At 67.4% G+C, this 24,850-nt stretch carries 31 protein-coding genes; 18 read left to right on the forward strand and 13 right to left on the reverse strand.

Annotation, left to right across the window (positions count from 1 at the left end):
- Nucleotides 1-39: 39 nt before the first annotated feature.
- The 3 genes from AC3WOH_RS19645 (at nt 40) to AC3WOH_RS19655 (ending at nt 2,398) form a co-directional block, all read left to right on the forward strand.
- On the forward strand, nt 40-1,173 hold the full coding sequence (locus tag AC3WOH_RS19645; protein WP_492230995.1) for an aldose epimerase family protein: 1,134 nt from the start codon (nt 40-42) through the stop codon (nt 1,171-1,173).
- Between the two features lie 123 nt (nt 1,174-1,296).
- Nucleotides 1,297-1,854 (forward strand): hypothetical protein, encoded by a 558-nt coding sequence (locus tag AC3WOH_RS19650; protein WP_492230996.1) that lies wholly within the window; start codon nt 1,297-1,299, stop codon nt 1,852-1,854.
- Between the two features lie 139 nt (nt 1,855-1,993).
- A complete protein-coding gene (locus AC3WOH_RS19655) occupies nt 1,994-2,398 on the forward strand; it encodes an SRPBCC family protein (protein WP_492230998.1) in 405 nt (134 codons plus the stop codon).
- 23 nt (nt 2,399-2,421) lie between these two features.
- On the opposite strand, the gene AC3WOH_RS19660 is transcribed toward AC3WOH_RS19655, so the two are convergent.
- Together AC3WOH_RS19660 and AC3WOH_RS19665 are read right to left on the reverse strand one after the other, a co-directional pair.
- Nucleotides 2,422-2,565 (reverse strand): hypothetical protein, encoded by a 144-nt coding sequence (locus tag AC3WOH_RS19660; RefSeq protein ID WP_492230999.1) that lies wholly within the window; start codon nt 2,563-2,565, stop codon nt 2,422-2,424.
- Between the two features lie 72 nt (nt 2,566-2,637).
- Nucleotides 2,638-3,918 (reverse strand): RCC1 domain-containing protein, encoded by a 1,281-nt coding sequence (locus AC3WOH_RS19665; protein ID WP_492231000.1) that lies wholly within the window; start codon nt 3,916-3,918, stop codon nt 2,638-2,640.
- 161 nt (nt 3,919-4,079) lie between these two features.
- On the opposite strand from AC3WOH_RS19665, the gene AC3WOH_RS19670 reads away from it, so the two are divergent.
- The 10 genes from AC3WOH_RS19670 to AC3WOH_RS19715 all read left to right on the forward strand — a co-directional run bounded on the left by AC3WOH_RS19670 (nt 4,080) and on the right by AC3WOH_RS19715 (nt 12,491).
- Nucleotides 4,080-4,598: a hypothetical protein gene (locus AC3WOH_RS19670; protein WP_492231002.1), complete on the forward strand. Its 519-nt coding sequence runs from the start codon at nt 4,080-4,082 to the stop codon at nt 4,596-4,598.
- 63 nt (nt 4,599-4,661) lie between these two features.
- Nucleotides 4,662-4,934, forward strand: coding sequence for a hypothetical protein (locus tag AC3WOH_RS19675; RefSeq protein WP_492231003.1), 273 nt, complete (start codon nt 4,662-4,664; stop codon nt 4,932-4,934).
- 101 nt (nt 4,935-5,035) lie between these two features.
- Nucleotides 5,036-5,449, forward strand: coding sequence for a DUF4279 domain-containing protein (locus tag AC3WOH_RS19680; protein WP_492231004.1), 414 nt, complete (start codon nt 5,036-5,038; stop codon nt 5,447-5,449).
- 169 nt (nt 5,450-5,618) lie between these two features.
- A complete protein-coding gene (locus tag AC3WOH_RS19685) occupies nt 5,619-7,145 on the forward strand; it encodes a DegQ family serine endoprotease (RefSeq protein WP_492231006.1) in 1,527 nt (508 codons plus the stop codon).
- 141 nt (nt 7,146-7,286) lie between these two features.
- Nucleotides 7,287-7,688 (forward strand): DUF6088 family protein, encoded by a 402-nt coding sequence (locus AC3WOH_RS19690; protein WP_492231007.1) that lies wholly within the window; start codon nt 7,287-7,289, stop codon nt 7,686-7,688.
- Complete coding sequence (locus AC3WOH_RS19695) at nt 7,685-8,644, forward strand: nucleotidyl transferase AbiEii/AbiGii toxin family protein (protein ID WP_492231009.1); 960 nt, start codon at nt 7,685-7,687, stop codon at nt 8,642-8,644. The genes AC3WOH_RS19690 and AC3WOH_RS19695 overlap by 4 nt, the downstream gene beginning before the upstream one ends.
- Nucleotides 8,645-8,656: 12 nt before the next feature.
- A complete protein-coding gene (locus AC3WOH_RS19700) occupies nt 8,657-9,316 on the forward strand; it encodes a response regulator transcription factor (protein WP_492231010.1) in 660 nt (219 codons plus the stop codon).
- A gap of 160 nt (nt 9,317-9,476) precedes the next feature.
- Nucleotides 9,477-10,865: an ATP-binding protein gene (locus AC3WOH_RS19705; protein ID WP_492231012.1), complete on the forward strand. Its 1,389-nt coding sequence runs from the start codon at nt 9,477-9,479 to the stop codon at nt 10,863-10,865.
- A gap of 63 nt (nt 10,866-10,928) precedes the next feature.
- On the forward strand, nt 10,929-11,924 hold the full coding sequence (locus AC3WOH_RS19710; protein ID WP_492231013.1) for a 2-dehydropantoate 2-reductase: 996 nt from the start codon (nt 10,929-10,931) through the stop codon (nt 11,922-11,924).
- Between the two features lie 285 nt (nt 11,925-12,209).
- On the forward strand, nt 12,210-12,491 hold the full coding sequence (locus AC3WOH_RS19715; protein ID WP_492231014.1) for a hypothetical protein: 282 nt from the start codon (nt 12,210-12,212) through the stop codon (nt 12,489-12,491).
- A gap of 111 nt (nt 12,492-12,602) precedes the next feature.
- Here AC3WOH_RS19715 and AC3WOH_RS19720 read toward each other — a convergent pair whose 3' ends face one another.
- Nucleotides 12,603-13,067 (reverse strand): hypothetical protein, encoded by a 465-nt coding sequence (locus AC3WOH_RS19720; RefSeq protein ID WP_492231016.1) that lies wholly within the window; start codon nt 13,065-13,067, stop codon nt 12,603-12,605.
- Nucleotides 13,068-13,216: 149 nt separating this feature from the next.
- Between AC3WOH_RS19720 and AC3WOH_RS19725 the strand changes: the two genes are divergently transcribed.
- Together AC3WOH_RS19725 and AC3WOH_RS19730 are read left to right on the forward strand one after the other, a co-directional pair.
- Nucleotides 13,217-14,008 carry a hypothetical protein gene (locus tag AC3WOH_RS19725; RefSeq protein WP_492231018.1) on the forward strand — a complete coding sequence of 264 codons (792 nt, stop codon included), beginning with the start codon at nt 13,217-13,219 and terminating at the stop codon, nt 14,006-14,008.
- A 69-nt stretch (nt 14,009-14,077) separates the two neighbouring features.
- Nucleotides 14,078-14,389: a hypothetical protein gene (locus AC3WOH_RS19730; RefSeq protein ID WP_492231019.1), complete on the forward strand. Its 312-nt coding sequence runs from the start codon at nt 14,078-14,080 to the stop codon at nt 14,387-14,389.
- A 28-nt stretch (nt 14,390-14,417) separates the two neighbouring features.
- On the opposite strand, the gene AC3WOH_RS19735 is transcribed toward AC3WOH_RS19730, so the two are convergent.
- Nucleotides 14,418-14,882 carry a hypothetical protein gene (locus AC3WOH_RS19735; RefSeq protein WP_492231020.1) on the reverse strand — a complete coding sequence of 155 codons (465 nt, stop codon included), beginning with the start codon at nt 14,880-14,882 and terminating at the stop codon, nt 14,418-14,420.
- A gap of 218 nt (nt 14,883-15,100) precedes the next feature.
- The gene (locus AC3WOH_RS19740; protein WP_492231021.1) at nt 15,101-15,472 is read right to left on the reverse strand and encodes a hypothetical protein; all 372 of its coding nucleotides are present in this window, start codon (nt 15,470-15,472) and stop codon (nt 15,101-15,103) included.
- 409 nt (nt 15,473-15,881) lie between these two features.
- Between AC3WOH_RS19740 and AC3WOH_RS19745 the strand changes: the two genes are divergently transcribed.
- Both AC3WOH_RS19745 and AC3WOH_RS19750 read left to right on the forward strand, forming a co-directional pair.
- A complete protein-coding gene (locus AC3WOH_RS19745) occupies nt 15,882-16,100 on the forward strand; it encodes a DUF4287 domain-containing protein (RefSeq protein ID WP_492231022.1) in 219 nt (72 codons plus the stop codon).
- A gap of 225 nt (nt 16,101-16,325) precedes the next feature.
- Complete coding sequence (locus AC3WOH_RS19750; RefSeq protein ID WP_492231023.1) at nt 16,326-16,931, forward strand: hypothetical protein; 606 nt, start codon at nt 16,326-16,328, stop codon at nt 16,929-16,931.
- 72 nt (nt 16,932-17,003) lie between these two features.
- Here the strand turns inward: AC3WOH_RS19750 and AC3WOH_RS19755 are convergent, their stop codons facing one another.
- The 8 genes from AC3WOH_RS19755 to AC3WOH_RS19790 all read right to left on the reverse strand — a co-directional run bounded on the left by AC3WOH_RS19755 (nt 17,004) and on the right by AC3WOH_RS19790 (nt 23,015).
- Complete coding sequence (locus AC3WOH_RS19755; RefSeq protein WP_492231025.1) at nt 17,004-18,032, reverse strand: hypothetical protein; 1,029 nt, start codon at nt 18,030-18,032, stop codon at nt 17,004-17,006.
- 194 nt (nt 18,033-18,226) lie between these two features.
- Complete coding sequence (locus tag AC3WOH_RS19760; RefSeq protein WP_492231026.1) at nt 18,227-18,613, reverse strand: hypothetical protein; 387 nt, start codon at nt 18,611-18,613, stop codon at nt 18,227-18,229.
- Between the two features lie 98 nt (nt 18,614-18,711).
- A complete protein-coding gene (locus AC3WOH_RS19765; RefSeq protein ID WP_492231028.1) occupies nt 18,712-18,978 on the reverse strand; it encodes a hypothetical protein in 267 nt (88 codons plus the stop codon).
- An 88-nt stretch (nt 18,979-19,066) separates the two neighbouring features.
- The gene (locus AC3WOH_RS19770) at nt 19,067-19,459 is read right to left on the reverse strand and encodes a hypothetical protein (protein WP_492231029.1); all 393 of its coding nucleotides are present in this window, start codon (nt 19,457-19,459) and stop codon (nt 19,067-19,069) included.
- Nucleotides 19,456-20,013, reverse strand: coding sequence for a peptide chain release factor family protein (locus tag AC3WOH_RS19775; protein WP_492231030.1), 558 nt, complete (start codon nt 20,011-20,013; stop codon nt 19,456-19,458). Before AC3WOH_RS19775 ends, AC3WOH_RS19770 begins: the two co-directional genes overlap by 4 nt.
- 75 nt (nt 20,014-20,088) lie before the next feature.
- Nucleotides 20,089-21,897, reverse strand: a complete 1,809-nt coding sequence (locus tag AC3WOH_RS19780) for a phospholipase D-like domain-containing protein (RefSeq protein WP_492231031.1) — start codon at nt 21,895-21,897, stop codon at nt 20,089-20,091.
- 126 nt (nt 21,898-22,023) lie between these two features.
- Complete coding sequence (locus tag AC3WOH_RS19785; protein ID WP_492231032.1) at nt 22,024-22,308, reverse strand: hypothetical protein; 285 nt, start codon at nt 22,306-22,308, stop codon at nt 22,024-22,026.
- Nucleotides 22,309-22,364: 56 nt separating this feature from the next.
- Entirely contained in the window at nt 22,365-23,015 is a 651-nt protein-coding gene (locus tag AC3WOH_RS19790) for a DUF1877 family protein (protein WP_492231033.1), read from the reverse strand.
- A 231-nt stretch (nt 23,016-23,246) separates the two neighbouring features.
- Between AC3WOH_RS19790 and AC3WOH_RS19795 the strand changes: the two genes are divergently transcribed.
- The gene (locus tag AC3WOH_RS19795; RefSeq protein WP_492231034.1) at nt 23,247-24,803 is read left to right on the forward strand and encodes an NHL repeat-containing protein; all 1,557 of its coding nucleotides are present in this window, start codon (nt 23,247-23,249) and stop codon (nt 24,801-24,803) included.
- The last annotated feature ends 47 nt before the right edge of the window (nt 24,804-24,850 follow it).

Below are 24,850 nucleotides of genomic sequence, written 5' to 3' on the forward strand. Positions count from 1 at the left end.
TGGATACCGTTCTCCCCCTCCCCCGCATAAACTCCCCCCATGCCCCACACCCTCCACCGCGAAGCATTCCAACAAGACCTGCACGGCCAGCGCACCGACCTCTACACCCTGCGGGGCGAGGGCGGGATGCAGGTGGCCATCAGCAACTACGGCGCGCGGCTGGTGCAGATTGCGGTGCCCGACGGGCAGGGCGGGTTGGTGGATGTGGCGCTGGGCTATGACAGCCTGCAGGGCTACCTGGACGGCCAGCTCTCCATGGGCGCGCTCATCGGCCGCTGGGCCGGGCGGGTGCGCAACGGGCAACTGGCGCTGCCCGGCGGTACGCTGACGCTGCAGCTGCCCACCAACAGCGGCCCGCACCACCACCATGGCGGGCCGCGCGGCAGCCGCTTTCAGGTGTTTGCGGTGGACGAGGTACAGGCCGATGCCATGGTGCTGAGCCATGTGTTTCGCACCGAGGATGACGGCGTGCCCGGCACGGTGCGGCTCACGGTGCGCATCGCCGTCACGCCCGACAACGCGCTGCAGATGGCCTGGACGGCCGAGGCTGGGGGCGATGCGCCCACCATTGCCAACATCACGGGCCATGCCTTCTTCAACCTGGCGGGCCATGGCAGCACGCACCGCCACCAGTTGCAGGTGCCGGCCAGCCACTATGTGCCGTTGGCGCTGGACCTGTGCCCGCTGGGCCAAGTGGAGGAGGTGCAGGGCACGGTCTTCGATTTTCGCGAGCTGCGCACGGTGGGCGAAGCCATCGCCCAGCCTGCCAACCCCTCCAGCGACCAACTGGCCCTGGCCGGTGGGCTGGACCATTACCTGGTGCTCGGCAGCGGCGTCTCGGCCCGCGCGCCGTTTGCCTTGCCGGCTGGCAGCCCGGGCCTGCGCCTGGCGGCCCGCCTGCGCGAGCCCGTGAGCGGGCGCAGCATGCAGGTGTGGAGCACGGCGCCCGGCGTGCAGGTGTACGCAGGCCACGGCCTCAAGGCCGACCCGGCGCGCGACCGGGGCCGCGGCGGCAACGCCGAGGGCACGGCCGGCTGGCTCTGGCAGCCCGGCGACGGCATCTGCCTGGAGCCCATGGAGTACCCCGATGCGCCCAACCACCCGGCCTTCCCCAAGCGCTGGCTGGCGCCGGGCGAGGTGGAGCGCGGGGCCATCGTGTACCGGTTCATGTAGTGACCCGCGGGCCTGGCGGCCAGCCATCGCGCTTGCGTTAGCATGGACCCCTGCGCGGAGCCATCCGCCCCGCAGCCAGGCGCTGCCGTCGGCGATCGACGGAGCTCTCATCTGGCTGCGCCCATGACCACTACTTACCCACCCATCTTCCCCGCCGCGCTGCAGCAGGCCGCCTTGGCGCTGCTCGACGCACATCCCGCCGCAGGGTTTGCGTCTGCCATTCATCCCGGGTTCACTGTCTCCGTGCACGGGGAGCCGTTGAGCGCTCCTGGCCGCATCTACTGCGAGCCGGGCGATCTGCATGCGGCGATCGTGCAATCCAGCGGTGACACCCGGTTGCTGGCGCTCAGCCTGGGCACCCGGCATTGGAACGGGTATGTCCGTGAGGAGTGCCTGTGGCAGATCGTTGCCGTGGACCGGCCCTGGCTGGCCCCGTTCGTCGTCCAGCTCCTGGGCGAGTACGTGATCGAGATCGTCGAGGTGATCGCCGCGGACGTCCACGAGCGCGGCCCGGAGCGGCTTGCCGTATTTGCGCAGGAGAACCCGCGGTTCATGGCCACCACCCGGCGGCGTGCCACGAGTTATTGGCATTGCTACCACCGCAGCCGCTTTCCTGCGCTGCAGGCTTATCCGGCCATCATGGCCCTTGATGCGATCGAGCGCATGGCGCGCGGTGCGTAGCGGCGGTGCGCGCCGTGCCTGCGCTGCGCATGTCGGCTCTCCTGGACCGCAAGGGCGTGGATGAAGATGTCCGAATTCGGCGAGCCAAACTGCCAGCTTTTGCAGACACTTCGCCTGTCCAACCAAAGCGGAGGCGGCCGTGGCGTACTTCTCTCACACCATTTTGCTCAATGTCGGGGCTGACCAGGCCTGGGATGCACTGCGTGACGTTGGCAACCTGCACACCCGCCTGGTGCGGGGTTTTGTGGTCGAGTGCGAGTTCGACGGCAGTGCCCGCATCCTCAAATTCGCCAATGGGGTCAGCGCCACCGAGCGCATCGTCGCCATCAGCGAGTCGAATCGGCGCGTCTCCTGGTCGGCGATCAGTGAGCGCATTGCACACCACAACGCCTCTGCCCAGGTGGTGCCGGAAGGTCCGGGGTCTTGCCGGTTCATCTGGTCCGTGGACGTGCTGCCCGATTTAATAGCCCCCAGCATCGAGGCCATGGTGCAGGCGGGCCTCCAGTCCATCCAGCGGACGCTTGAGCAAGAAGGCGCCGCCTGACCTGTCGCGTCGCTGTGGCTTGGCTATTTGCGCGCCTCGCGCACCCACCGTGCCAGGGTGCCCAGGTCCTGCAACTGGCCGTTGGTCTCGGGGCCCAGGTACATCAGGTGGGGCGTGCCGTGGCCGTTGACGGCGAGGGTGCGGCCGTTGGCATAGTGCCGGCCCACATAGTTGCGCCCGGTCTCGTCGAAGCGCTGCCTGCCCAGTGCGGGAAAGGTGGCGGGCAGGGTGCGCTCGGCTCAGTCGAGTACGCGGTAGGCGTCCTCCAGCGGCGCCAGCGCGCCCACGGCAAATGGCGTGGCCGAGCGTGGTGGGTCGCAAATGGCGAGGGAGAACGTGGGGTTGGCGGACGGTTGGTAGCCGGTGTTCGGGTAGAACGCCCCGTAGGTGCGGCACAGGTTGTGCCCCAGCGCGGGCCCGGTGCCCCAGCACTGCACATAGCCGCCATCGAGCGCCGCGCAGGCATGCGTGAGCCCGGCGCTGAGGGCCGTGGCGTCGGTGATGCCCACCACCTGGCCGAAGGCCGTGGTCACGCCGTTGGCCAGGTAGCCCACGCCGAGCTGGTAGTCCGCAGCGTTGCCCCAGCAGTGCACGGTGCCCGCCACCATCAGCGCGCAGGCAAAGCCGTAGCCGGCGGCCACCGCCTTGGCCGGGCCGGGCAGGCCGGCCACTGGCACGGGCGTGGTCTGCGTGCCGGGGCTGGCGGCCGTGCCCAACTGGCCAAAGCCATTGCGGCCCCAGCAGGCCACCTGGCCGCCAGCGCGCAGCACGCAGGCGTGGCCATCGAAGAGGGAGACGTCCACCGCGTCGCTGATGCCGGGCAGCACCTGGGGCGCGCCGGGGTCGTCCTGCGGCTGTGCCAGCAGGCTGCCTGTGCCCACGCACACCACGCTGCCGGGGCGCAGCACCGCGCAGGTGCTGGCGTTGCCCGCCGCAATGCGCACGGCGCCCTGCAGGCCCTGCACCTTCACGGCGTAGCCCGTCATGGCCTGGGCAGGCTGCAGCAGGCCCAGCTGGCCCTGGCCGGCATCGCCCCAGCAGTACACATCGCCCTCGCGCGTGAGGCCGCAGGCATGGCGTGCACCCACGGCGATCTGCGTGGCGGCCAGCAGGGTGCTGCTGCGGTCCGCATTCAGGTAGCGCAGCGGCTGGCCCGGGTTGAGCGGTGTGTTCGCCCCGGTCTGGCTGAACGCGTTGCTGCCACCCCAGCAGATGACCGAGCCGCTGGCCACCGAGGCACTGGGCGCTGGGCCGCTGGCCAGCAGCGCGCAGCTGAAGCCGTTGCCCGCCCGGATGTCGGCCAGGCCCGTGGGGTGGACGGCCTTCACATCCAGCGGCACCGCGCCCCAGCAGGTCGCCACGCCCGCGTCGGACACCGAGCAGGAGTGCTCGGTCCCTGCGCTGATGGTGGTGGCCAGCGCCGGGGTGGGCGCGGTACACAGCAGCACCAGCCATGCCGCAACCGGCACCAGCAGCCTCGGCAGGGCGGTACGCAGGGGCAAGGCGCTGAAGGGGTGCATGGCGGTGGGGCTGGGGAGTGAAAGCAGTTCCGTTCCATTCTGGGGCAGGGCTGCGTGCGTGGGCCATCCCCCATTTGCCGTGCGCCGCTTGGCGGCCGGTGCTCGGGATGGAAGGGTTTGTTCCAGTACAGTAGGCCTGCCTCCACCACAGTGATCGAATCATGCGTATTCAGGCCTTGCTCAATGACCAACCCGCTGGCACTGCTGGCCTGGCCACCGGCGGCTTTGTCAGCGCGCACCTGAACACCGAAGTGCGCAGCACCGAGCCTGGCGTTCGGAATGTGTTGCGCCTGGTTGGCATCGAGACCCACCCCACCGAGTCGGTGCATATCGATTGGCCGGTTGTCAACGTCAAGGAAGGCGATGTCGTCACGCTCAAGCTGCTGCCAGACGGTCCATGCTCCGAGCCGGCCCAGGTGATGCGCAGCTCCGAGGCACCATCGAATCTGTTCACCAACACAGCGCTCGCCAGCCGCGTTCTGGCCGTCTGCTCGGCGTTTGAGGAGCAGCTTGCAGGGCTCCTTGCTGAAGCGGTGTCTCTGGAACCACCCACCGAGGCCGCCAAAATTCAGCGTGCGCATGTCGAAATCGCTGCCAGTCTGGGGGAGCACCTGATCTACCCCGTGTACCGCAATCACGCGTCGTTAATACCACCAGGTTTGCAGGGAGAGGTACTGTGAGGTTTGCCGTTGCTTTTCGCCAATCGCAGCGGGGCAGGTCTTCAACGATGACAAGGTACAGCCATGCCGCCTGAAGATACCAATGGTTGCCCGGTGGAAGTCGGCACAACGGTGCAGATCCTCTCCCTTTCCGGCCAGTGGCTGGACGATTTGCCCGGGGAGGAACGGGCCGATGTGCTGTCGATGATCGGCGAAGTATTCACCGTCGAGGAGATCGACAAGTACGGGCAGCCGTGGGTGCGCAAGTCCTGGCCCGATGAGGCCGAGGGCCGGTGCCACGGCCATTCAATTGCGCTGGAGCCGTACGAGATGGTGGTGGTGCAAAATTCTGTCTAGCGTTTCGCTGCGCAGCCCCCAGAAGAGACCTGTGTCCAAAATATCCACTCGCCGCACCCATCCCGCAGGGGCCGCACAGCACATTGCGCGGGGCTGAACTGATGCAAGAGCGCCGGGACGTCTATGCGTACTTTTGGGTCGAGGGCTACCTTGTCTCCCACGCCGACATATCGGCTCGCCTTGGCCTCACGCCAAGCTCTACCCGCAGCCTGGGCGAGCAAGGACGCAACGGTACGCCGGCACGGGCCAACAGGTGGGAGCTGCTGAGCCCACTGGCGCGTGGGGAAGGGCTTCTTCAAGACTACCTGGAATCGCTCCTGGATCTTTTGGAGGGCCGCGCAGCCGCTGTCCGCGAGCTGGCTTCCGACTACTCCGCTGGCATCAACTGTGTCGGGTACTACCACGGTGCCAACCCCGGCCTGCATCTGTCCCGCCCATTGATCGCGCGCCTGGCCGCACTGAATTTGCCAGTGGACTTTGACCTGTACAACTACGGTCCCGACGGGACTGCGTGACGCGCTGCGGCACCCGGCATCCGCGCGTACCGCAAGAGACGGCAAGCCGCTATTGCCCTGCCAGAACCGCTTCACCCAACGGCGCCAGGCGCCTAAGTTTCGCCTAAGTGTCCACCCAGAAACTGCCCTCCATCACAGCAAATCCCTTGCTAGGAAAGGCAGATTCACCATGGACACCTCCAGCTTTGTCGCATCCACTCCCCGCCGCCTGATCGCCGCGCTGGTGGCCGCAGGGGCCCTGGGCGCCGCGAGCGTCGGGCTCATCAGCGGGCACCAGGCGCGGGCCTCGGCACCTGCGCCGGCGCCCGTGGTGGCGCAGGCCGCGCTGCCCGCCGGCGCGGCCCTGCCCAGCTTTGCGCAGATCACCGCGCAGAACGGCCCGGCCGTGGTCAACATCAGCGTGACGGGCAGTACCCGCGCCTCCCTGAACGGCGACGACGATGACGAGCAGCCCACCGCGCGCCAGCAAAAGCGCCAGGCGCCCGGCCTGGACCCCGATGACCCGTTCTACGAATTCTTCCGACGCTTCGGCGTGCCCGGTGCGGGTGGTGGTGCGCAGCCCAATGTGCCCACGCACGGCCAGGGCTCGGGCTTCATCGTCAGCCCCGACGGGCTGGTGCTGACCAATGCCCACGTGGTCAAGGGCGCGAGCGAGGTGATGGTCAAGCTCACCGACCGGCGCGAGTTCCGCGCCAAGGTGCTGGGCGCCGACCCCAAGACCGATGTGGCCGTGCTCAAGATCGACGCCAAGAACCTGCCCACGGTGCGCCTGGGCAGCACGCGTGATTTGCAGGTGGGCGAATGGGTGCTGGCCATTGGTTCGCCCTTCGGCTTCGAGAACAGCGTGACGGCCGGCGTGGTCAGCGCCAAGGGCCGCTCGCTGCCCGATGACAGCCTGGTGCCCTTCATCCAGACCGACGTGGCCGTGAACCCCGGCAACTCGGGTGGCCCGCTGTTCAACGGGCGTGGCGAGGTGGTGGGCATCAACTCGCAGATCTACAGCCGCTCGGGCGGGTACCAGGGTGTGTCGTTCGCCATCCCGATCGAGCTGGCCGACAAGATCAAGGGCCAGATCGTGGCCACCGGCAAGGTGCGCCATGCGCAGCTTGGTGTGGCCGTGCAGGAGGTGAACCAGGCGTTTGCCGAGTCTTTCCAGCTCGACAAGCCCGAGGGCGCGCTGGTGGCCAGCGTCACCAAGGACAGCCCGGCCGACAAGGCCGGCCTGCAGGCGGGCGACGTGATCCGCCAGGTGGACGGCCAGCCCATCGTGGCCTCGGGCGACCTGCCCGCCTGGGTGGGCCAGGCGCAGCCCGGGCAAAAGGCGCGCCTGTCGGTATGGCGCCAGGGCAAGCCCGTGGAGCTGACCGCCACCCTGGGCGATGCCAGCGACAAGGGCAAGGCCGTGGCCAAGGCCGACGAGGCCGTGGGCAAGGGCCAGCTGGGCCTGTCGCTGCGCCCGCTGGACGCCGATGAACGCCGCGAGACGGGCCTGGGCGCAGGCCTGGTGATCGAGCAGGCGCGCGGCCCGGCCGCCGCCGCCGGCGTGCAGCCCGGCGACGTGCTGCTGGCCATCAACGGCGCCCCGGCCAAGGACATCGAGCAGGTGCGCGCGGCCATGGCCAAGGCGGGCAAGTCCGTCGCCTTGCTGATCGAGCGCAACGGCGACAAGATCTTTGTGCCGGTGCGCCTGGGCTGATCGTTCTCGCGTGAAAGGGGCTGCTTCGGCGGCCCCTGTCATGCATTGCGGTAGATGATCGTGGTTTGCGAGAAAAAACAGTTATGTTTCAATGACTTGCAGCCCATGGCATACTAAGGTCAACAAGCAGGAGCTGCAGCTATGTACATCGTAGACCGCCTCAAGCGTTCTCTGGCGAATCGCAACGCCGATGTCTTCCTGCGTGCGGAGTTCGATTCGTTCGGCAGCCCGGCGCAAGTGGGTAGGGCGCTGGCGGAGCTCAGGGATGAAGGCGTACTGGTCAAGCTCGGGGTTGGCGTGTATGCGAAGGCCAAGCCCAGTGTGCTGACGGGCAAGCCGATCCCCGCGAAACCCCTGGAAGTCCTGGCCCCTGAGGTGCTCAAGAAGTTCGGAATCCAGGCCGGGCAATCACGCCAGACCCGCGAGTACAACGCTGGCACCAGTACCCAGGTGCCCTCGGGCATCGTTCTCAACACGGGCAAACGCCGTATCCAGCGCAAGCTGGGATTCAACGGCAAGCTGGTTCAATACGAGCGCACATGAGGGTGCTTGCCAACGATCGTGCCGAATTGATCGAAGCGCTGGTCGCTGAATCGGGCCTCGGCGGTATCACCACGTCCTTGCTTGAAAAAGACGAGCATCTGACCGATGCGCTGCGGGCCATATTTGCCTTGCAATTTGAATGCGTGAGCCTGGTGTTTTGCGGTGGTACGAGCTTGTCGAAAGCCTACGGCCTGATCGAGCGCATGTCTGAAGATGCCGACCTCAAGGTGGTGCTCACCGATGCTGGGCGAGCCTTGAGTCGCAGTGCGCTCAAACGCTATCTCGGCGACGAGGTCCGTGGGCGCGTGGCGCGGGCACTTGCCGACATGGGCCTGGTCGAAGATGCCGAGCGCGCGCGAGCGCTCAACGAATACCGCTACATGCACTCCCAGTGGACCTATGAGCGCCGATACCCTGTCAGTACCGGGTTGCGGCCGAACCTGCAACTGGAACTCACCATGCGTGCTCCGGCGCTACCGCCAGCGCGCGTTCCGCTGTGGGCATTGGCCGATCGACTGGCAGGCATCAAGGGAACGCCTTTCGAGGTGTTGACCATTTCCGTGGCCGAGAAAGTTCTTTCGTTCCTGCGCCGGTTTGCGCAGCACCGTTCCGGCCAGATGCTGCAGGCCTGGGATACCGCGCTGGTGCGACACATCTACGACGTTCATTGCATCGTGACGCGCGACCCTGAAATCGTTGACGTCAGCGCACCGGCATTCAATGAATTGCTGGCCGGGGACGTGGCCGAGTTTGGCAGGCAACAGCCGGATTTCGCGGAGAGCCCCGTTGCCGTGCTGGCGAAGGCTCTTACCCAGGTGCGCGCGGAAGCACAAACCCACGCGGAGTACGAGTTGAATCTGCTGCCACTGGTCTACGGCAACTTCAAGCCCCATTTCAATGAGGCGTTTGCCTCCTTCGAGCGCGTAGCCCGCAGGCTCCTTGGCATTTCGAATTAGCGCTTGGCCCCCATGCGACTGCTGCTCGTTGAAGACGACCCCATGATCGGCGAAGCCGTGCAGGACCTGCTGCGCGCCGAAGGCTATGCCGTGGACTGGGTGCGCGATGGCGACGCCGCCGACACGGCCCTGCGCGCCAATGCCTATGACCTGGTGATGCTGGACCTGGGCCTGCCCAAGCGCGACGGCATTGCCGTGCTGCGCGACCTGCGCACGCGCAAGGACCGCACGCCCGTGCTGGTGGCCACCGCGCGCGATGCCGTGGCCCAGCGCATCGAGGGGCTCGACGCCGGAGCCGATGACTACGTGCTCAAGCCCTACGACCTCGACGAGCTGCTGGCCCGCATCCGCGCGCTGCTGCGCCGCGCTGCGGGCCGGGCCGAGCCGGTGTACGAGCACAAGGGCGTGAGCATCAACCCCAGCACGCGCGAGGCCAGCGTCAACGGCGTTCCCGTGGTCCTCTCGGGCCGCGAATGGGCCGTGCTGGAGCCTTTGCTGGCGCGCCCTGGCCTGGTGCTGTCGCGCCAGCAGCTCGAAGACAAGCTCTACGGTTGGGGCGACGAGGTCAGCAGCAATGCGGTGGAGGTGTACATCCACGGGCTGCGCAAGAAGCTGGGGGCGGACATTCTGCTCAACGTGCGCGGTGTCGGCTACCTCGTACCGAAAATGTGATGGCCCCCCCTGAGTCGCTTCGCGCCTTCCCCCTCTCTCTCGCATTGCTGCGCAATGCGGGGAGGGGGACGCCCCCAGTGCGGCGGGGCGGCCCTTGCACGGGGGCACTGGCCAAGGCCGCGCCCTGTTTGTCTTCCGTGGGCGGTGGGCGGGCACGATGATGGAACGACTGGCAACCCCTTGGCGCAGATCGCTGAAGGCGCTGCTGCCGCGCTCGCTGCGCGCACAGCTGCTGGTCTTTCTGCTCGCGGCCATTTTGCTCGCGGGCGCGGTGCAGGGCGCGCTGGCCTACCGCAGCGCGCTGGACGAGGCCGACACGCTGTTCGACTACCACATGCAGCAGACTGCGCTGGCCCTGCGCTCGGGCCTGCCGCCCGACATGCGCGAGCTGGGGCAGGGCCTCTCGGGCGAGGACGAGAACCACGAATTCATCGTGCAGGTGTGGACCAACGAGGGCCTGCGCATCTTTGAATCGGCCGTGGGCGCCGCGCTGCCGCAGATCGCGGTGCTGGGCTTCACCAACGTGCAGGCGCGTGGCGGCACCTACCGCGTGTTCTCGCTGCAGACACGCGCCCAGGTCATCCAGGTGGCGCAGAACATGGCCGTGCGCAGTGGCATGGCGCGCACCCTGGCGCTGCGCACACTGGCGCCGCTGGCGGTGATGGCGCCGCTGCTGGTGCTGGCCGTGTGGTGGGGCGTGAGCCGGTCCCTCGCGCCCGTGGAGCGCGTGCGCCGCCAGCTCGCGCGCCGCCAGGCCGATGACCTTTCGCCCGTGAGCGACGAAGAGCTGCCCGACGAGGTGCAGCCCCTGGTGACCGAGCTCAACCTGCTGTTCGAGCGCGTGCAGGGCGCCTTCGCCGCGCAACAGCACTTTGTGGCCGACGCCGCGCACGAGCTGCGCTCGCCCCTGGCCGCGCTGCGCCTGCAACTGCAGGGCCTGCAGCGCGCAGGCCACGACGATGCGGCCCGCGCCCTGGCGGTGGAGCGCCTGTCCGCCGGCATCGACCGCGCCACGCGCCTGGTGGAGCAGTTGCTCACCCTGGCCCGGCAAGAGGCCGCTGCTGGCAGCCCGACCGAAACGGTGGACCTGCGCGCCGTGGCCCAGCTCGCCCTGGCCGACGCCGCCCCCGCAGCCCAGGCGCGCAGCATGGACATGGGCCTGCTCGACTCCGAAGCCGCGCCCATCCCCGGCCGGCCCGAGGCCTTGCGCATGCTGGTGCGCAACCTGCTGGACAACGCCGTCAAGTACACGCCCGAAGGCGGCCAGGTGGACCTGCAGATCCAGCGCACTGCCGATGGCGCCATGGAGCTGGTGGTCGAAGACAGCGGCCCCGGCATCGCGCCCGAGCACCGCGAGCGCGTGATGCAGCGCTTTGTGCGCGAAACCGCCACCGCCGACAGCGCCCCCGGCAGCGGCCTGGGCCTCGCCATCGTGCAGGCCATCGCCCAGGCGCATGGCGCCACGGTGGCGCTCGATGCTTCGGCGCGGCTGGGCGGGTTGCGGGTGGTGGTGCGGTTTCCTGTCGCCGCCACGACTCAGGTCGCATAGGCAGCACACGCGGCGGCTGCATGGCCCCACAATGCGCCTCAACATCAAAGGGGGCTGCATCGTATGAACTTCATCGTGTTGGGCGCAGGCGCCATCGGCTGCTATGTGGGTGGGCGCCTGGCGGCGCAGGGCCAACGCGTCTGCCTGGTGGGCCGCCCCCACGCCATGGAGCCCCTGGCACGCGAGGGCCTCACCGTCACCGACCTCGACGGCTACCGCGCCCATGTGCCCGCCGCGCAGCTGCGCCTGGCCGGCACCCTGGCCGAGGCCGCGCCGGGCCCGGGCACCGTGATTCTGCTCTGCGTGAAAAGCGGCGCCACCGAGAGCGCCGCGCGCGAGCTGGCTGCCGCCTGTGCGCCCGGCACACCCGTCATCTCGCTGCAGAACGGCGTGGACAACGTGGCCCGCATCGCGGCACAGGCCCCCGCATTGAAGGCCCTGGCCGGCATGGTGCCCTACAACGTGGTGCTGCGCGGCGCCCAGGTGCACCGCGCCACGGCCGGCGCCATCCAGCTGCAGCGCGATGCCGCCACCGAGCCCGTGGCGGCCGTCTTCAACGCCGCCGGCCTGGCCACCGTGCTGCCCGAGGACATCCGCGCCGTGCAATGGGGCAAGCTGCTGCTCAACCTGAACAACCCGGTCAACGCCCTGTCCAACCTGCCGCTGCGCGAAGAACTGCTCGACCGCGACTGCCGCCAGGTTTTTGCCGCCCTGCAGACCGAGGCCCTGGGCGTGATGGCGCGCGCCGGCATCACCCCTGCGCAGGTCACCGCCGTATCGCCGCACATGCTGCCCAGGGTCATGCGCCTGCCCAACTGGCTCTTCACCCGCCTGGCCAAGCGCATGCTGCAGATCGACGCCAGCGCCCGCTCCTCCATGTGGGACGACCTGGAGGCCGGCCGCGTGACCGAGATCGACGCGATCTGCGGCGCGGTGGTGCGTCTGGCCGCGCAGCACGGTGCGCAGGCACCGCTCAGTGCGCGCATGTGCGAGCTGCTCAGCGGGCCGAGGCTGCGGTTGACGGGAGGGGAGATGAAGAGGGCGGTGGGGCTGGGGTAGCCGCTTGCATTTGGGGGGCCGATGCGTGCCGCACAGAGTTGGACCGCCCTCTCGTTGCCCGCTACGATAGTGGCAAGGGGCCAGCAGCCATCCACCATCAGGCATTGACATCGGTATCTGCTGAGGTGCGGGGAGGAGCAGAAAAAGTTACTCGAAACGATCCGGCGCATGGGGATCTGCTTCCTGGTTGCAGCCACCATTGGAGCCGCGGTGTCATTGGTGAAATCTGCAATCACACCGAAAGTCTGAATAGGCGAAAAGCCGCGATCAAGGAAAAGGTTCCATGTGAGCAAGTTGCTTCGTCTTGCAGAGTTCTTGATCTGTTGCAGTGGTCCCGGCTGTTTTATATACACCCGGCACTGGTTCGATAAAACCCTTCGGGCCGGGAAGGCCGTGCCGGATGCCGATTACACAGTGCTCGTGACCAACCACGATGGTCTGTACCGATATATCACGGCTGCGCAGAACGCCCATTACGAACGCCTGAACTGGGCCACTGGGGTGTTGATGGTCGTGTTCTTTGTCCTGTGCTATCGAATGCAACGTCGGCAAGAGCAGGAACTCTAAAAGCGGATAGCAAAACTCAGCGAAGCGGTTCTGGCTAGGCGCTGCGCCGCAGGCAGTACGAGTAGTACGACAAGGCGCAGCAACGACGCCAGAAGAGTTTTGTTAGCCGCTCTAAGAGCCACCAGTGGCAGAGCCATCCAGCGGCGCATGCTCATAGTAGAAGCTGACTCCCATCTCGGCGCCGTGCAGCGACAGCAGCGCTACGGCTTCGTGCGTGATCAACGGGCCTCCACCCGTGCCGTTTCCGCCCCAGAACATGGAAAACCAGTAGGTGTAGCCCTGGGCTGTCAGCGCAGAAAGCAGCGAGCCTTTCGTCAGTTGACCCAGCAGCCAGGCCAAGTGGACATGGACGTCATCGCCCGCCACCCTTCCATCCGTATCCAGGTTCCACCAGTAACGAGGAAGATTGGGTTGCTCCCTGAAACCTGCGGCTCTCATGCGCTGGCGGCTTGCCCGGCGCTCGGCAGACTCCTGGTCGGTGAACTTGAACTTCTTGACTGCCGGGCCTCGAAACATGCCCATCGGCAGGCTGGCGTGGTCCGATGAGTGGATGATCAATGTGCAGTAGCAGGTCACAAGGCTTCCCGGTTCTTTGTCGAAAGTCGAAGTCTAGTAGGCCAATGGGTGCAGTCCAGCCGGTGTACCCACCGTCTTGCTCCTCGGGAATGCGTTGGCGGCGATCATTGCGCGTTGTGCTGAAATTCAGGCTGCTCCCCATTCTGATCATGCACAAATCCATCCTCCTTGCCGCCACGCTGCTGGTGCCATCGCTGCCCGCCTTCGCCGCACCACCGCGCATGGAAACGCTGGCAGTCACCCAATCTGAAGAGGGGTCGGCGCGCGGCTGCACGCCCGACCAGCTCTGTGTCGCCATCGCCCCCTCCCAACCTGGCTGTGAAGGCCAGGCCTGCACCACCGACGTCAGCCTGCAGCTGCCTGGCGGCCAGCGCGATCCAGCCCAGGCGGCCTACCGGATGGCGGGCGTGCCGACTGCGGGCGACAGCGTGTCGATGGCGCCATGGCCGCAGCTCATCCGCTTCGAGGGCGGCATCCTGGCAGGTGTGCTGGTGCAGGAGCGCAGCATGTACTCCGGCGGCGGTGCCAGTGCCACCACGCTGCACCTCATCGCCTTCGTGCCCGGCCAGCCGCCGGTGCAGGTGCTGAGCGTGCCGCACAGCGGCCATGCGTCGATACGCGCGTGCTTCAGCGAGCGCGACATGAAGCAGCGCGCCGACGCCTGCCACGACGAGTACACCTTCGATGCCACATTGGCCCTGGCAGGCACAACCGCTGCGGGCATGCCGGTGCTGCGCTACCGCAGCAAGGCCACCTCGTTCCCGGGGCGTGTGTCGCGCTCCAAGGATTCGCTGGCCGCGCGGCCCCTGCGCCAGCGCGACCTCGTGACCGTGACCGACCCGCAATGCAGCTACCAGCGGCTGTACCGCTTTTCTCCGCAGGCCGGCGCCTATGTGCCCGATGCGCCGGTGCCCGACTGCTCGAACTACACCGTGCCCTGACCTCGCATGGTGCAGCCCCGGGGGCCATCGGCCTGGGCGAGTGAGTGAGCGGCGATACTGCACATCACCATGAGCCTGTTGCATGCGCTTCGCCGCGACCGCACCCTGCCGCGCTGGCTGTCTCCTGCGCCATGGATGCGCACTACCGCCAAGGCCCTGTGGGCGGTCTTCAGCTGCCTGTTCGGCATGGGGTTGGCTGCGGCCGCCCCATTTGCGCCGTTCGGTGGTTTGCTGCTGGTGCTGGTGGGCGCTGCCATCGCCTTGGATGGTGCACCCAAGGTGCATTTCCATCGGTATGCCATCGATGGCATCGGGGCGCGGCTCTACGGCGCGGCGTGGTTGCTTGCGGGCCTGGCCTTGCTGGCACGGCATTGGCTGTGATGCGCCTGCGCGCGTGCCGCCGTGGCCCTCACGGCCGGTTGTCCGGATCGGTACGTCGCATGAGCAATTGCCCCATGCGCGGCGACACATGGAACTGTTCCTGCGACGCAGAGGCATCGGTGCACGACCAGTAGGCCACCGTGCCCGCATGCAGTTCCCAGTTCGCCAGCAGCAGCGGTGCGATGGACTCCCAGGAGCGCTCTGCCTGGGGATCGTCCTGCAGATCGTCCAGGCACTGGACCATCATTTCCATCAGCGAAAAACGCTCGGCGTTGGTGAGGTCCGGGCAGTCGCGGTAGGCGGCAGTGAATTCCTGGATGCGCTGCGCGTCGGCAACTTCCCACTCCCAGTCTTGCATGTCTGGCGAAAACGGCAGGCCGAACCGCCTTGCCAGCGACTCCCGGGCGGCGGTGGTGGGAAAGGAGCGTGGTTCTTGCATAGGCGGCGTTTGGCTTCCGGACGGCCGTCTTTCAAGCAACTTGTGGGTGGACACGGTGTGCAGGTAGCAGGTCCAAGGGAAACGGTATTAGACACGCAAGGCTTGCTGGAGATGGCGGATGCGTGCTTGTCAAATGCCCCCGCGGCCTGTTCATTCCCTGGGTCTCTTGCGCCAGAGAATGGCCAGGACGCCGTGCGGGCCCGTCCGCACCCCGAGTCAGCACGGTTCACGGCCGGGGCTCCAAGGCAGGGCGCACAAGGATTCGACGGACGTCACCGGTCCCACACCAAGGCCTTCCGGGACTTGTTCAGGATGTCCTGGCAGCCGGCGGCCACGTCGTGCACGCCCAGCATGCCCAGCAAATGCGCGGCAATGTCCGGTCGCATGCCGATCGCGAGGATGCCGTGCTTGGACACCTGCACGGTTTTCACCGCCGTGTATTCGTCGAAGGATTCGCGCACGATGGCCTCGTGCAGCGAAGCCACATGGCCCGAGCCGCAGGTGCCCGACACCCGGTAGATGGTGAGCGGCAGCATGTCCGTCGGCACCTGGCCCCAGGCGGGGGCGGAGAGCCAGGCACCCAGCAGCGCAGCGGCAGCGGCGGCTCTGAGCAGGCGGGGTGATCGCAGGATGGTTGGTGGCATGGGCACGCCCTAAGAGCGGCTAACAAAACTCTTCTGGCGTCGTTGCTGCGTCTTGTCGTACTACTCGTACTGCCTGCGACGCAGCGCCTAGCCAGAACCGCTTCGCTGAGTTTTGTTATCCGCTCTAAGCAGTGGAGTCTGGAGCGCATGATCTCAGCCGGTTCGCCGCACGTCCACCAATAAACGGCAGGGGCCATGCCCAGACAGTCAGGCCGCCTGTGCGGCCCGCAGAAGCTACGATGGCGGTGAGCGCACGGGAGAGCGCTGACCAACGGTACTCCGCAGATTTTTTTCGAGCAGCCTGTCGATATCCCGCCGCTTCGTTCGTCGTAGGTTCAGGCACGCACGGCACCTGCCGGGCGCAGCGCCTGCCTTCCGACCAAACCCCATCCACCCAGGAGACCATCCCATGCCCGATTCCAGCGCCAGTCCCGTCAAGGGCCCCGCCTCGTACTTCCCCTCCATCGAGGCCAAGTACGGCCAGCCCATCAGCCACTGGATGGAGGTGCTGCGCGCGGCGGGCGAGCGCAAGCACATGGAGTACGTGGCCCTGCTCAAGACCGACCACGGCATGGGCCATGGGCATGCCAATGCGCTGGTGGCGGCGTTCCTCGCGCAGGGCCGGTAGCGGCTTGCCCGCGCGGCAGCGCAATGGCAGTGCAGTGGACAGAATGTCCACTGCCAGGGGGCCGCGATTGCGTACCATCAGGGCGACCCCGGCGCGGGGTTCCGTTGCTTGCTGCTTGCCTGTGTGACAGATCGCTGCGGCATGGTTGCGGACGCTGCGGATGCACTACCGCACCGGCCAACCACCTCCATCCGATTTGTCCATCACGCAAGAAAAAAGGAATCCATGTCCCTCACACTCCATCTGCTCCTGCCCATTCGCAAAGAGGCTTTCGAGAACCCCGCCAACACCCGCAAGGCGATCGACCTGCTGGTGCAAAAGGGCCTGGTCTCGCTGGACATGCCCACCGAGGGCTGGATCCATCCCTACGACCGTGAGCAAGATGATTACGGCGCGAAGCAACTGCCGTCCACCACGCTCGGGCAACTGCGCGATGCGCTCGATGGCTTTCGCGATGAGATCAACTTCGACGTGGGCTTCAGCCGGTACAGCGCGGAATACAAGGACTTCGAGGCGCAGGGCCGGCTGCCGGGCATCAACGCGCTGACGGAGCAACTGCAGGACCACATGAGCGCGTTCTGCGAAGAGCACGACATCGACGAGACGCTGGATGTGTATGGGAGCGTGAGCATCGGCTTCCTGGGCGAGGAGGGCGAGGACGACCTGGGCGCGATCCGCGGCATCGGCGTGTTCTGCGATGGCAACGTCGCGTCCTTCATGGAAGACGCCGGCTACCTCGACGCCGTCAAGGAGCTGGAGATCTACGCGCTGTTCCAGGAGTTGGCGGCCATCTATGGGGAAGGGGAGACGGCCCTGCAGTTCCGGGGTTGAAGCCGTAGGGCGCGCTCCGGCAGGCGGCGCTGCCTGGCCTGGCCTGCTGCCTGCGCAGGCCTGTTGCGCGGCCTACTGCAGGTACAGCTGGCCGTTGAACTCCACGATGTCGTTGGCATAGCACTGCCCGCCCACCCGGTAGATGGCGCGGCCCGCAACGCTGTCTGACACCATGCGAAAGTAGTGCACCAGGTTGGTCACGTAGGTGCCCTTGGCGCTCACATTGCACTCGCCACTCAGGTAGGGCTTGATGCCATCCATCTGGAAGCCGACGTACAGGTAGTTGCCCGACTCCTCGACGAACACCATGCCCTGCGCCAGCGCCGCGGGGGCTTTCATGGCCTGCGACCAGTCCGGGTAGCGGGCGCCATCGTCCGCGCCCAGGTGCTCCACGCGCAGCGCGGTGAGGTGGTCTGCCAGGCGCGCAAAGTCCGCCCCCGGCGGGGTGGCGTGGGCCTTGAGCTTGCGGTGCAGCGCCGAGCGCGCCTTCTTGCCCTTGATGCGCAGCTTGAGGATGAGCCCGTCCCGGTCGGTGTGCCGGGTGAGGAAGTCGCTCCAGTGGTCCACCTCCACGGCCTGCCGTTCCTTGTACGCCGCAATGCGCGCCTGGGCTGCCGGCACATCGTCGGCCCACAGGACCAGCACGGGCTTGGGCATGCTGGCCCACCAGGCGTCCTCGGCCTCCCGCTTGTCGTGCGCCGGATCACTGCTGCCTTCCCAGAAGACCGAGCGAGCCCAGGTGCCCGCGCCGTCGTTGAAGGCATACGTGTCATAGCCGTTCTCGTGCGACAGCAAGGCCCAGAACTGCGGCGTGGTGTTGCTGTTGTTGTTGTCGCTGCTGCCCGCCTCGCGCAGCAGCGCGAACAGGTCCTCGCAGGCGTCGCCGAACAGGTCCAGCCGGTAGAGGTCCTTGGCGATCTTCTTGCCGGCGAGGGTGGTCGCTCTGTCCAGCGCGCCGGGCGTGTGCACGGTCGGGCTGCCGAAGACAGCCGCCAGGGTGGCCAGCGCGCTCGCATCCAGCGTGCCGCCGGCTTGCGCCAACCGGGTGCCGGCCTCGCTGTCGGAGGTCTTGGCGATGATTTGCAGGGAGATTTCGGGCATGGGGGTGTGGGGGCAGAGGGATCGATGGGCCGAAGGCCGAGAGGCCGGCGCATGCAGTCTAGGGCCCGTGGTGGCCGGGGCACTGGACATGTTGTCCATCGGGCCGGCAGGCGGCTCTTTGCCCTTGGCGCCGGGATGGCGATGGGCGTCTCGCGGCCAACCCGGCGCACAGCCGATGGCTCGGTTCCTGCGGACTAGGTCGGCGTATCGCTGAAGGGCTCCGCCGCTACCTGGTGCTCGTCCTCATAGACGATGTAGCCGGGCCGATGGGTCTGCAATACCTCGACCGCCACATCGTGCTCGACAAGCAGGGCGGCCATGCGCCGCATCTGGCGGATGTGCTCTGCCGCAGAATCCTTGAACCAGCCCAAGGCGACTTTTTTGGCGTGGGGCCGCGCGGCGCGCGCGAAGCTGCTCGGCTGCTTCAGGTGGTGCCGGAACCACTCCCGCAGCTCCTGGTAGGTGTCGTGGTGCGGGCCGTGCAGGCGGCCTTCGGACTCCAGGTCCGCCAGCGCCTGGAACAGGCCCTGGCGCCGTCCGGATCCGTCATCGTTCTTGTGAATCACAAATCGCGTGAACATGGTGGTCGTTGCCTGATGGTTCCCCAGGGCGCCGATTCGCCATGGGCCTGCCAACATCATCTGCTGCGCTGAACCTGCGGGACGTGCGGCGCACCTGCTCAAAGTTGTTCAAGCATTCGCCGCAGGGCATCCAGCGCATCGCGGCGATTGGCCAGGCCCAGTTGCTCTGCCTCCAGCGGTGATACATCCTCGGCAATCACCGCGACCGACAGGGCATGGAGCCTGTCCCGCACCTCTTGTGGGCCCCCCTCCAGCGCGGGCCCATGCCGCTCTAGACCCGCGGCAGTTGCGCTGGCTGGCAATGCGCCGCTGGTGTAAAGATCGGTCATTTCCAGCAGTCGCCGGGCGATGGAAGCGTTTGACATGCAATGAAGTTTAGGGCCGGCAGACAGTTGTGCCGCGCAGGGCCGTCCCCAGTTTCTTGTCGGTGTTGCGGCCCGGCACAGTTGCCCCCTATCCGCCAGAGCCCGCGGCATCGCGTGGCGCGGCCAGCGGGGCCAGGACCGGGAGCAAGGCCTGCGCAAGACGCCGGGGTTGTTCCCAGGACGGGTGGCGCATGTCCGTGAGCGAGGCGTTCGCCGTCGGCCCGCCACTGCGTGCCTCCGGCGGAACCAGGCGCACGCTGGCCCGAAGCTGCGCAACGGCCTCCTTCTGCTGTGCGGTCATCAGGCCCAGTGGGTCGTCCACCAACTGGGTGGGCTGCAGCAGAAAGTAAAACAGCTCGCCCGCAACCCGGTAGTGCCCCTGGTCGGCGCAGCAATCCTCCGCGCCCATTGCGAGGGAGCGGGCGTGGCCCAGGTACCAGTCCAGGTCGCTCTGGAACGACTCCAGGGCAGGCCCCATCATGCCGCACGCCCGCTCTGCCCCTGCCCCTGCCCCAGCAGGCTCTGGTTGCGCACCAGCGCCGCCAGCAGCTGCAGGGCTTCTTCCAGGTTCTTGTCCTTGCTGCGGTGCGAGGAGCAGCGGGCCTCGATGCCGCTGGCGTGGTGCAGCAGCTTCACGCAGCTCTTGGCGTGCACGACCATGCCGGAGTCGACGGCGCCCTCGCGGCGAAAGTGTTCCACGGCGTAGTCCTGTGCCTGCAGGGCGATCTCGCCGGGATCGAGCGCGGCGATGAACTGCGCCTGCACCCAGCGGCCATGCCGCTCTGCCAGCAGCTGCCGGATCGCCGTGGCCAGGGGCGCGTAGCAGATGTCGGCCAGGAACTTGATGGTGAGCTCCTTGCAGCAGCGGTCGGGGTGCAGGCGTTCGTCGATGACATCGTAGGTGCGGCCCAGGGGGGTCTGCCCGTCCAGCTCCACGAAGAAGCGGTTCACCGGCTCGCGCGGGGCGTCCTCTTGCGTGCCCAGGGCGCGCAGGATGAGGAAGGCATCCGCGGCAGGAACCCATTGGAGCTGCATGGTGCTCGCTCGCTCTCTTGCGCACTCGCTTGCTGGTCCGTTGGAGCAGCGGGTTGGGGTGTGGCGGTACCCGGGCTACACGCTCATGCCCGAGAACATGGCCACCCGCTTGTCCTTGAGCTTGCCGCTTTGGTAGGCCTTTAGCCAGTCCTCGGGCTTTTCGTGCAGGAACTGCGGCGCCGCCTTGGGGGTGGTGGTGGGGTTTTGCGCGCGCATCCGGGCCGTCAGCGTGACCGTGGTGCGAAAGTAGTAGTGGAAGAACAGGCGGTTGAACTCGGTGAAGTAGATGTCGGCCACGCGCCGGTCACCGCGGATGACCAGCATGTTCTCGTCGTTGCCCGTGGTCGAGGGTTCGGAGAAGTTGGCCGAGCCCGTGACCACGACCGGGTCGGCACCCAGCGGGTCCACCAGCAGGAACTTGGAGTGGATGTAGGCGACATGCTGGTTCAGCTCCAGCGCGCGGTTGTTGGACTCCTGCGCAAACTGGTAGACCGCGCCGTTGTCGATGTCCAGGTGCGAGCCGAAGGCCTTGTACACGTTGTGCTTGGCGTTCACCGGCTCCCAGGCGTCTTGGGTCTTGCTGCGGGGGTTGGGCTTGTCCTCCTTCTCCAGCAGCAGAAAGGTCAGCGGGCTGGCGGCCGTGTGCGTGAGCAAGGCCTTGCGGAACAGCTCGCCCACGCCGAAGGCAAGCGTGATGCAGCCGTGGGTGGCGGCGCCATCGAGCATGCCGACATAGCGCTCCAGCACCACCTTGCCGCGGCGCGGGCTGAAGACCGGGGTGGTGCCGCTCGCCACCCCGTCGCCGGGCTGCAAGGTGGGGCTCAGGGCCTCGACGGCATCGGTGAAGGCCTTGTTCGCCGCACGCCCTTCGGCGGTCTTGCCATCCGCTGCGCCCGGGTCGGTGGCCAGGATCTGCCAGTACGCCCGGAAGGCGTTGGCCACGCCCTGGTCGCGCACCCAGTGGCCCACGTTGGTCTGGCCGTGGATGCCGCCGTCGGACAGGTTGGTCGAGCCGGTCCAGACCTCGGCGGCGTTGGCCTTGCCCTTGCGCGTGAGCACCATGAACTTGTTGTGCTGGATGTCGTTGGCGCGCATCTCCCGCTGCACCACGCTGGCCTTGGGAAACCGGTGGCGGGCCAGCATGGCCAGGTTCTCCGTGCGCGGGAAGGCCTCGTGGAACTTGCCTTTTTTGTCCGTGGAGGCGTTGTCCTTGGCGTCCACGATGAGGCGCACCTGCACCCCCTTCTTGAGCGCGGCGCGCAGGGCCTGGGCGGCCGGCTCGTAGCGGAACTCGTAGAAGCAGCCCAGCAGCTCGTCGCCCGGTTTTGCCTGGTCGATGAAGCGCAGCAGCGCCTCGTCCAGCTCGCGGCTCAGCCACTGCAGCGCCCGCTCGCGCTCCTTCGGGTCGGCGATCTGGCGCGGCGGCACGTTGTTGAACTCGCGCGCGTAGGCCTGGCTGCTGGCCACCCCGCGGTTGAAGAAGATGTCGTGCGTGCCCCCGGAGAACAGCTTCTCGGTCGTGATGGTGATGGAGATGGGCTCGGCCGAGTGGTCCAGCTTCTTGGGCTTGCCGCGCACCGGGTAGAAGTGGTAGGTGTAGGTGCTGCCGTCGCTGGCGGTGAAGTCGTCCCACACAAAGCTCTGGATCGGGTGCTCCTGGGTGGAGACCCGCGTGCCCGGCTCCGGGTTGGGGATGACCGAGGGGAAGACCTTCATGCCCTGCATGAAAAAGCGCCGGTCGCGCGCGGGGTCCTCGCGCTCCACGGCAAACCCCAGCAGGCCCTTGCGCGCCGCGGCCGTGGCCGTGATGCCGAACGACACCGTGTTCACGCCGGCCACGGCGAACACCTGGAACCCGTCCTTCTTCTGCGACTTGAAACGCATGGGGAGCCCTCCGGCTGGATCAGACCCGCGTTTGTAGGGAATGGCCCCGTCGCCGTCAAGGCAAGAATTGCGCGAGGGGGCGTACAGAGGGGTTGGGGCGCCGCGCACGCGGCTGCGCCCGCAGCCTCAGGGTGGGTTGAGCATGCCCTTGAGCTTGTCGAGCTTGGCCGCCTCGGATTGGAGATGCGCGTTCGCAGCCTGTTCGGTGCGCTGGCCCGCGGCCTGAAACTGGCCGATGAGCGCGTTGTACCGCTCCAGCGTCGCCGCCTGCATCGGCCAGCCCGCAGCAATGAACCCCAGCACCAGCACGGCCATGCCCACGGTGCAGGCGAGGGTGCGATGGTGGCTCTCCCGTCGGGCGTCGGGGGCGGCCTGGTCCATCCGGGGCTGTGTGGTCGATTCGAATGCCATGGTGAAAACCCCCTCGGGTGGACTGGCACTGCCCCTTGCCCTGCCCCCGCTTACCCCTACTGGTAGATCACCAGCACATGGTGGCCGCGCTGTGCGGCATCGGTGTAGAACATGCGGATCTTGCGGAACGCGGGGATGAGGAACTCGTCGAGCACCGAGTCCTCTTCCTCGTTCCAGCCCATGCCCGCCACGTCGAACTTCGCCATCACGCTGCGGTTGAATGACTTGCGCAGGTTCGCCTCCGACACGCGCTCCAGCGCGGCCGCCAGCTTCTTCACCTCGTCGGGCCGGAACCAGCGGGCGTTGCCCAGGCCGAAGTTGACCCGGGGCTCGCGCTGCGCCTCGCTGCCCCGGCCCTCGATGGCCTCCAGCACCGGGTCGGTCGCGATGGCATCGGTGTCTTCGGCGGGCACGCCAAGTTTCTGCAGCTCTGCCGCCACCAGCCTGGCGAATGCGTCCTTGCCCCGCTGCGCACCGGGCTGCGACTCGCGCGCAATGGCGCGGTAGGTGGCGACCTGGTGTGCCTGCTCCTTGCGCTTCTTGTCCGACAGCAGCCAGGCCACGACCTCGTAGTCCTTGTCCACGGTCACCAGCGCGGCCTTGGCAAAGCGCGGGTCGCTGTTCACGTTCCAGACCACGGCGGGCTGCTCGCGCACCGCGCGCAGCTGGGTGTCGTCAACGTGCAGGTAGTAGGCAATGATGCTCATGGGACGCAGGATAACCAGGCACCTGCACCCGCAAGCTGCGCACCACACACCTCACCCATTTGGGGGTCATGGCCGCTGCCTGTGAGTGAGGTCACAGACGCATGTAGCACTCCCTGTTCGAATGGTGTCCATGCCAACGCGCGTGGTCACCACAAATCGTTACGGCTCTTGCACGCAACGGTCCATAAAGTGGCGGCCATGAACAGATTCGACACCACCCAAGGGAGCCTCATGCCATCTACCTCACCCCCTACCCGACTGCGACGCACCGGCCTGCTGGCCGCCTGCGTGGCCGCCCTGCTTGCTGCCCACGGAGTGGCTGGCGCGGACACCATCACCCCCGGGGTGGACGGCCCGGCCAACACCGCGCGTATCGACTCCAATTGGGGGGGCTTTGCCGTGACCCCCGCGGGTGAAGTCGTGATTGCCGATGAGCTCAACAACCTCGTGCGCAGGCTCAGCACCGACTACCAGCAAGTTACCACCATCGCCGGTACCCTGGCGCCGGGTGTCCGCGAGCGCCACTACGCGGACGGCAATGGCCCGGCCGCGAAGTTCGCCCTGCCCACGTCCGTGGCGGTGGACGCTGTGGGCAACATCTATGTGGCAGACAACGGCAACCACGTGGTGCGCAAGATCAGCCCCGCAGGGGACGTCACCACCCTGGCGGGCCAGCCAGGGGTGTGTGGCATCCAGGATGGGGTGGGCCAGGGCGCCACGCTGTGCAACCCCACCGGCATCACCGTGGACCAGGCGGGCACGGTCTATGTGGTGCACTTCACCCCCCGAGCCACACCCACCAGTCCGCCCATCCCCGGTCGCATCCGCAAGATCACGCCCGATGGTGTGGTGAGCACCTTCGTCAGCGCGACCAGCCAGTTTTCCTCGCCGGATTTCATGTTCGGGCCCACCCGGTCTTTCTTCAACGTGGATATTGCGGTCAACTCCGCGGGCACCCTTTACTCGGCGGATCCCAATGACCGCGTGGTCCGCAGGTACGCGGCCGATGGCCAGGCCACCGTGGTGGCCGGAACGCCGGGGGCCGACGAAGGCCACGTCGACGGGCCGGGCGCAGTCGCCCGCTTTGGCGATACCCTGTCCATCGCGTTCGACCGGCAGGACAACCTGTTCCTCCTGGAGCGCACGGTCTACACCCCGGCAAGCTACGGCCGCCGGGCCATCCGCCGCGTCGATGGCGGCGGAAACGTCACGACCGTGCTCCGCTCCGCGGACATGTGCGATACGAGCCCCCCGGCTCCGGCGGGTGTGTTGTGCCACACGCGCTCGATGGGGATGGGGCCCCACGGCGAATTCCTGGTCGGCGAGCTTGTCTACAACGGTAGCAACCCAGCCACCATGCAGCTGCGCAGCTACACGCAGCAGGGCACGTCCCGCGTGCTCATCGGTCCAGGGGCGGGCGCACCCGCACCAGGCGTGTCGGCAGCGGTCCGCATGGACGGCCCGGCGACCGACACCCGCCTGCAGATCGACGTGAGCAACGTCCCCGGCCTCCCGGGGCAGCAACTGTGGCTCGCGCTGCTGACCACCAACGGCCAGTTGCTCTTCGTGGGCGAGCGCGAAGGCCTGGTCGCCTTCCAGTGCCCGGGCTCCTGCGATGCGCCGGCCAACCGCCGCGCAACGGGCAGTCCGCAGCGCATCGAGTACCTGCACTGGGACGTGCGCGGCCTCATCGGCGCCAAGGTCTACATCGGCTGGGGCCGCTCGTTCGGCGAGATGGTGGACACGGGCCAGATGCGGGAGATCTACACGGTGTACGGGCAGCCCTGAGCACCGGCGCGGGGGGGGGGGGGGGGGGGGGGGGGGGGGGGGGGCGT

It is taken from the genome of Acidovorax sp. FW305-C-20-28, from assembly GCF_058783375.1.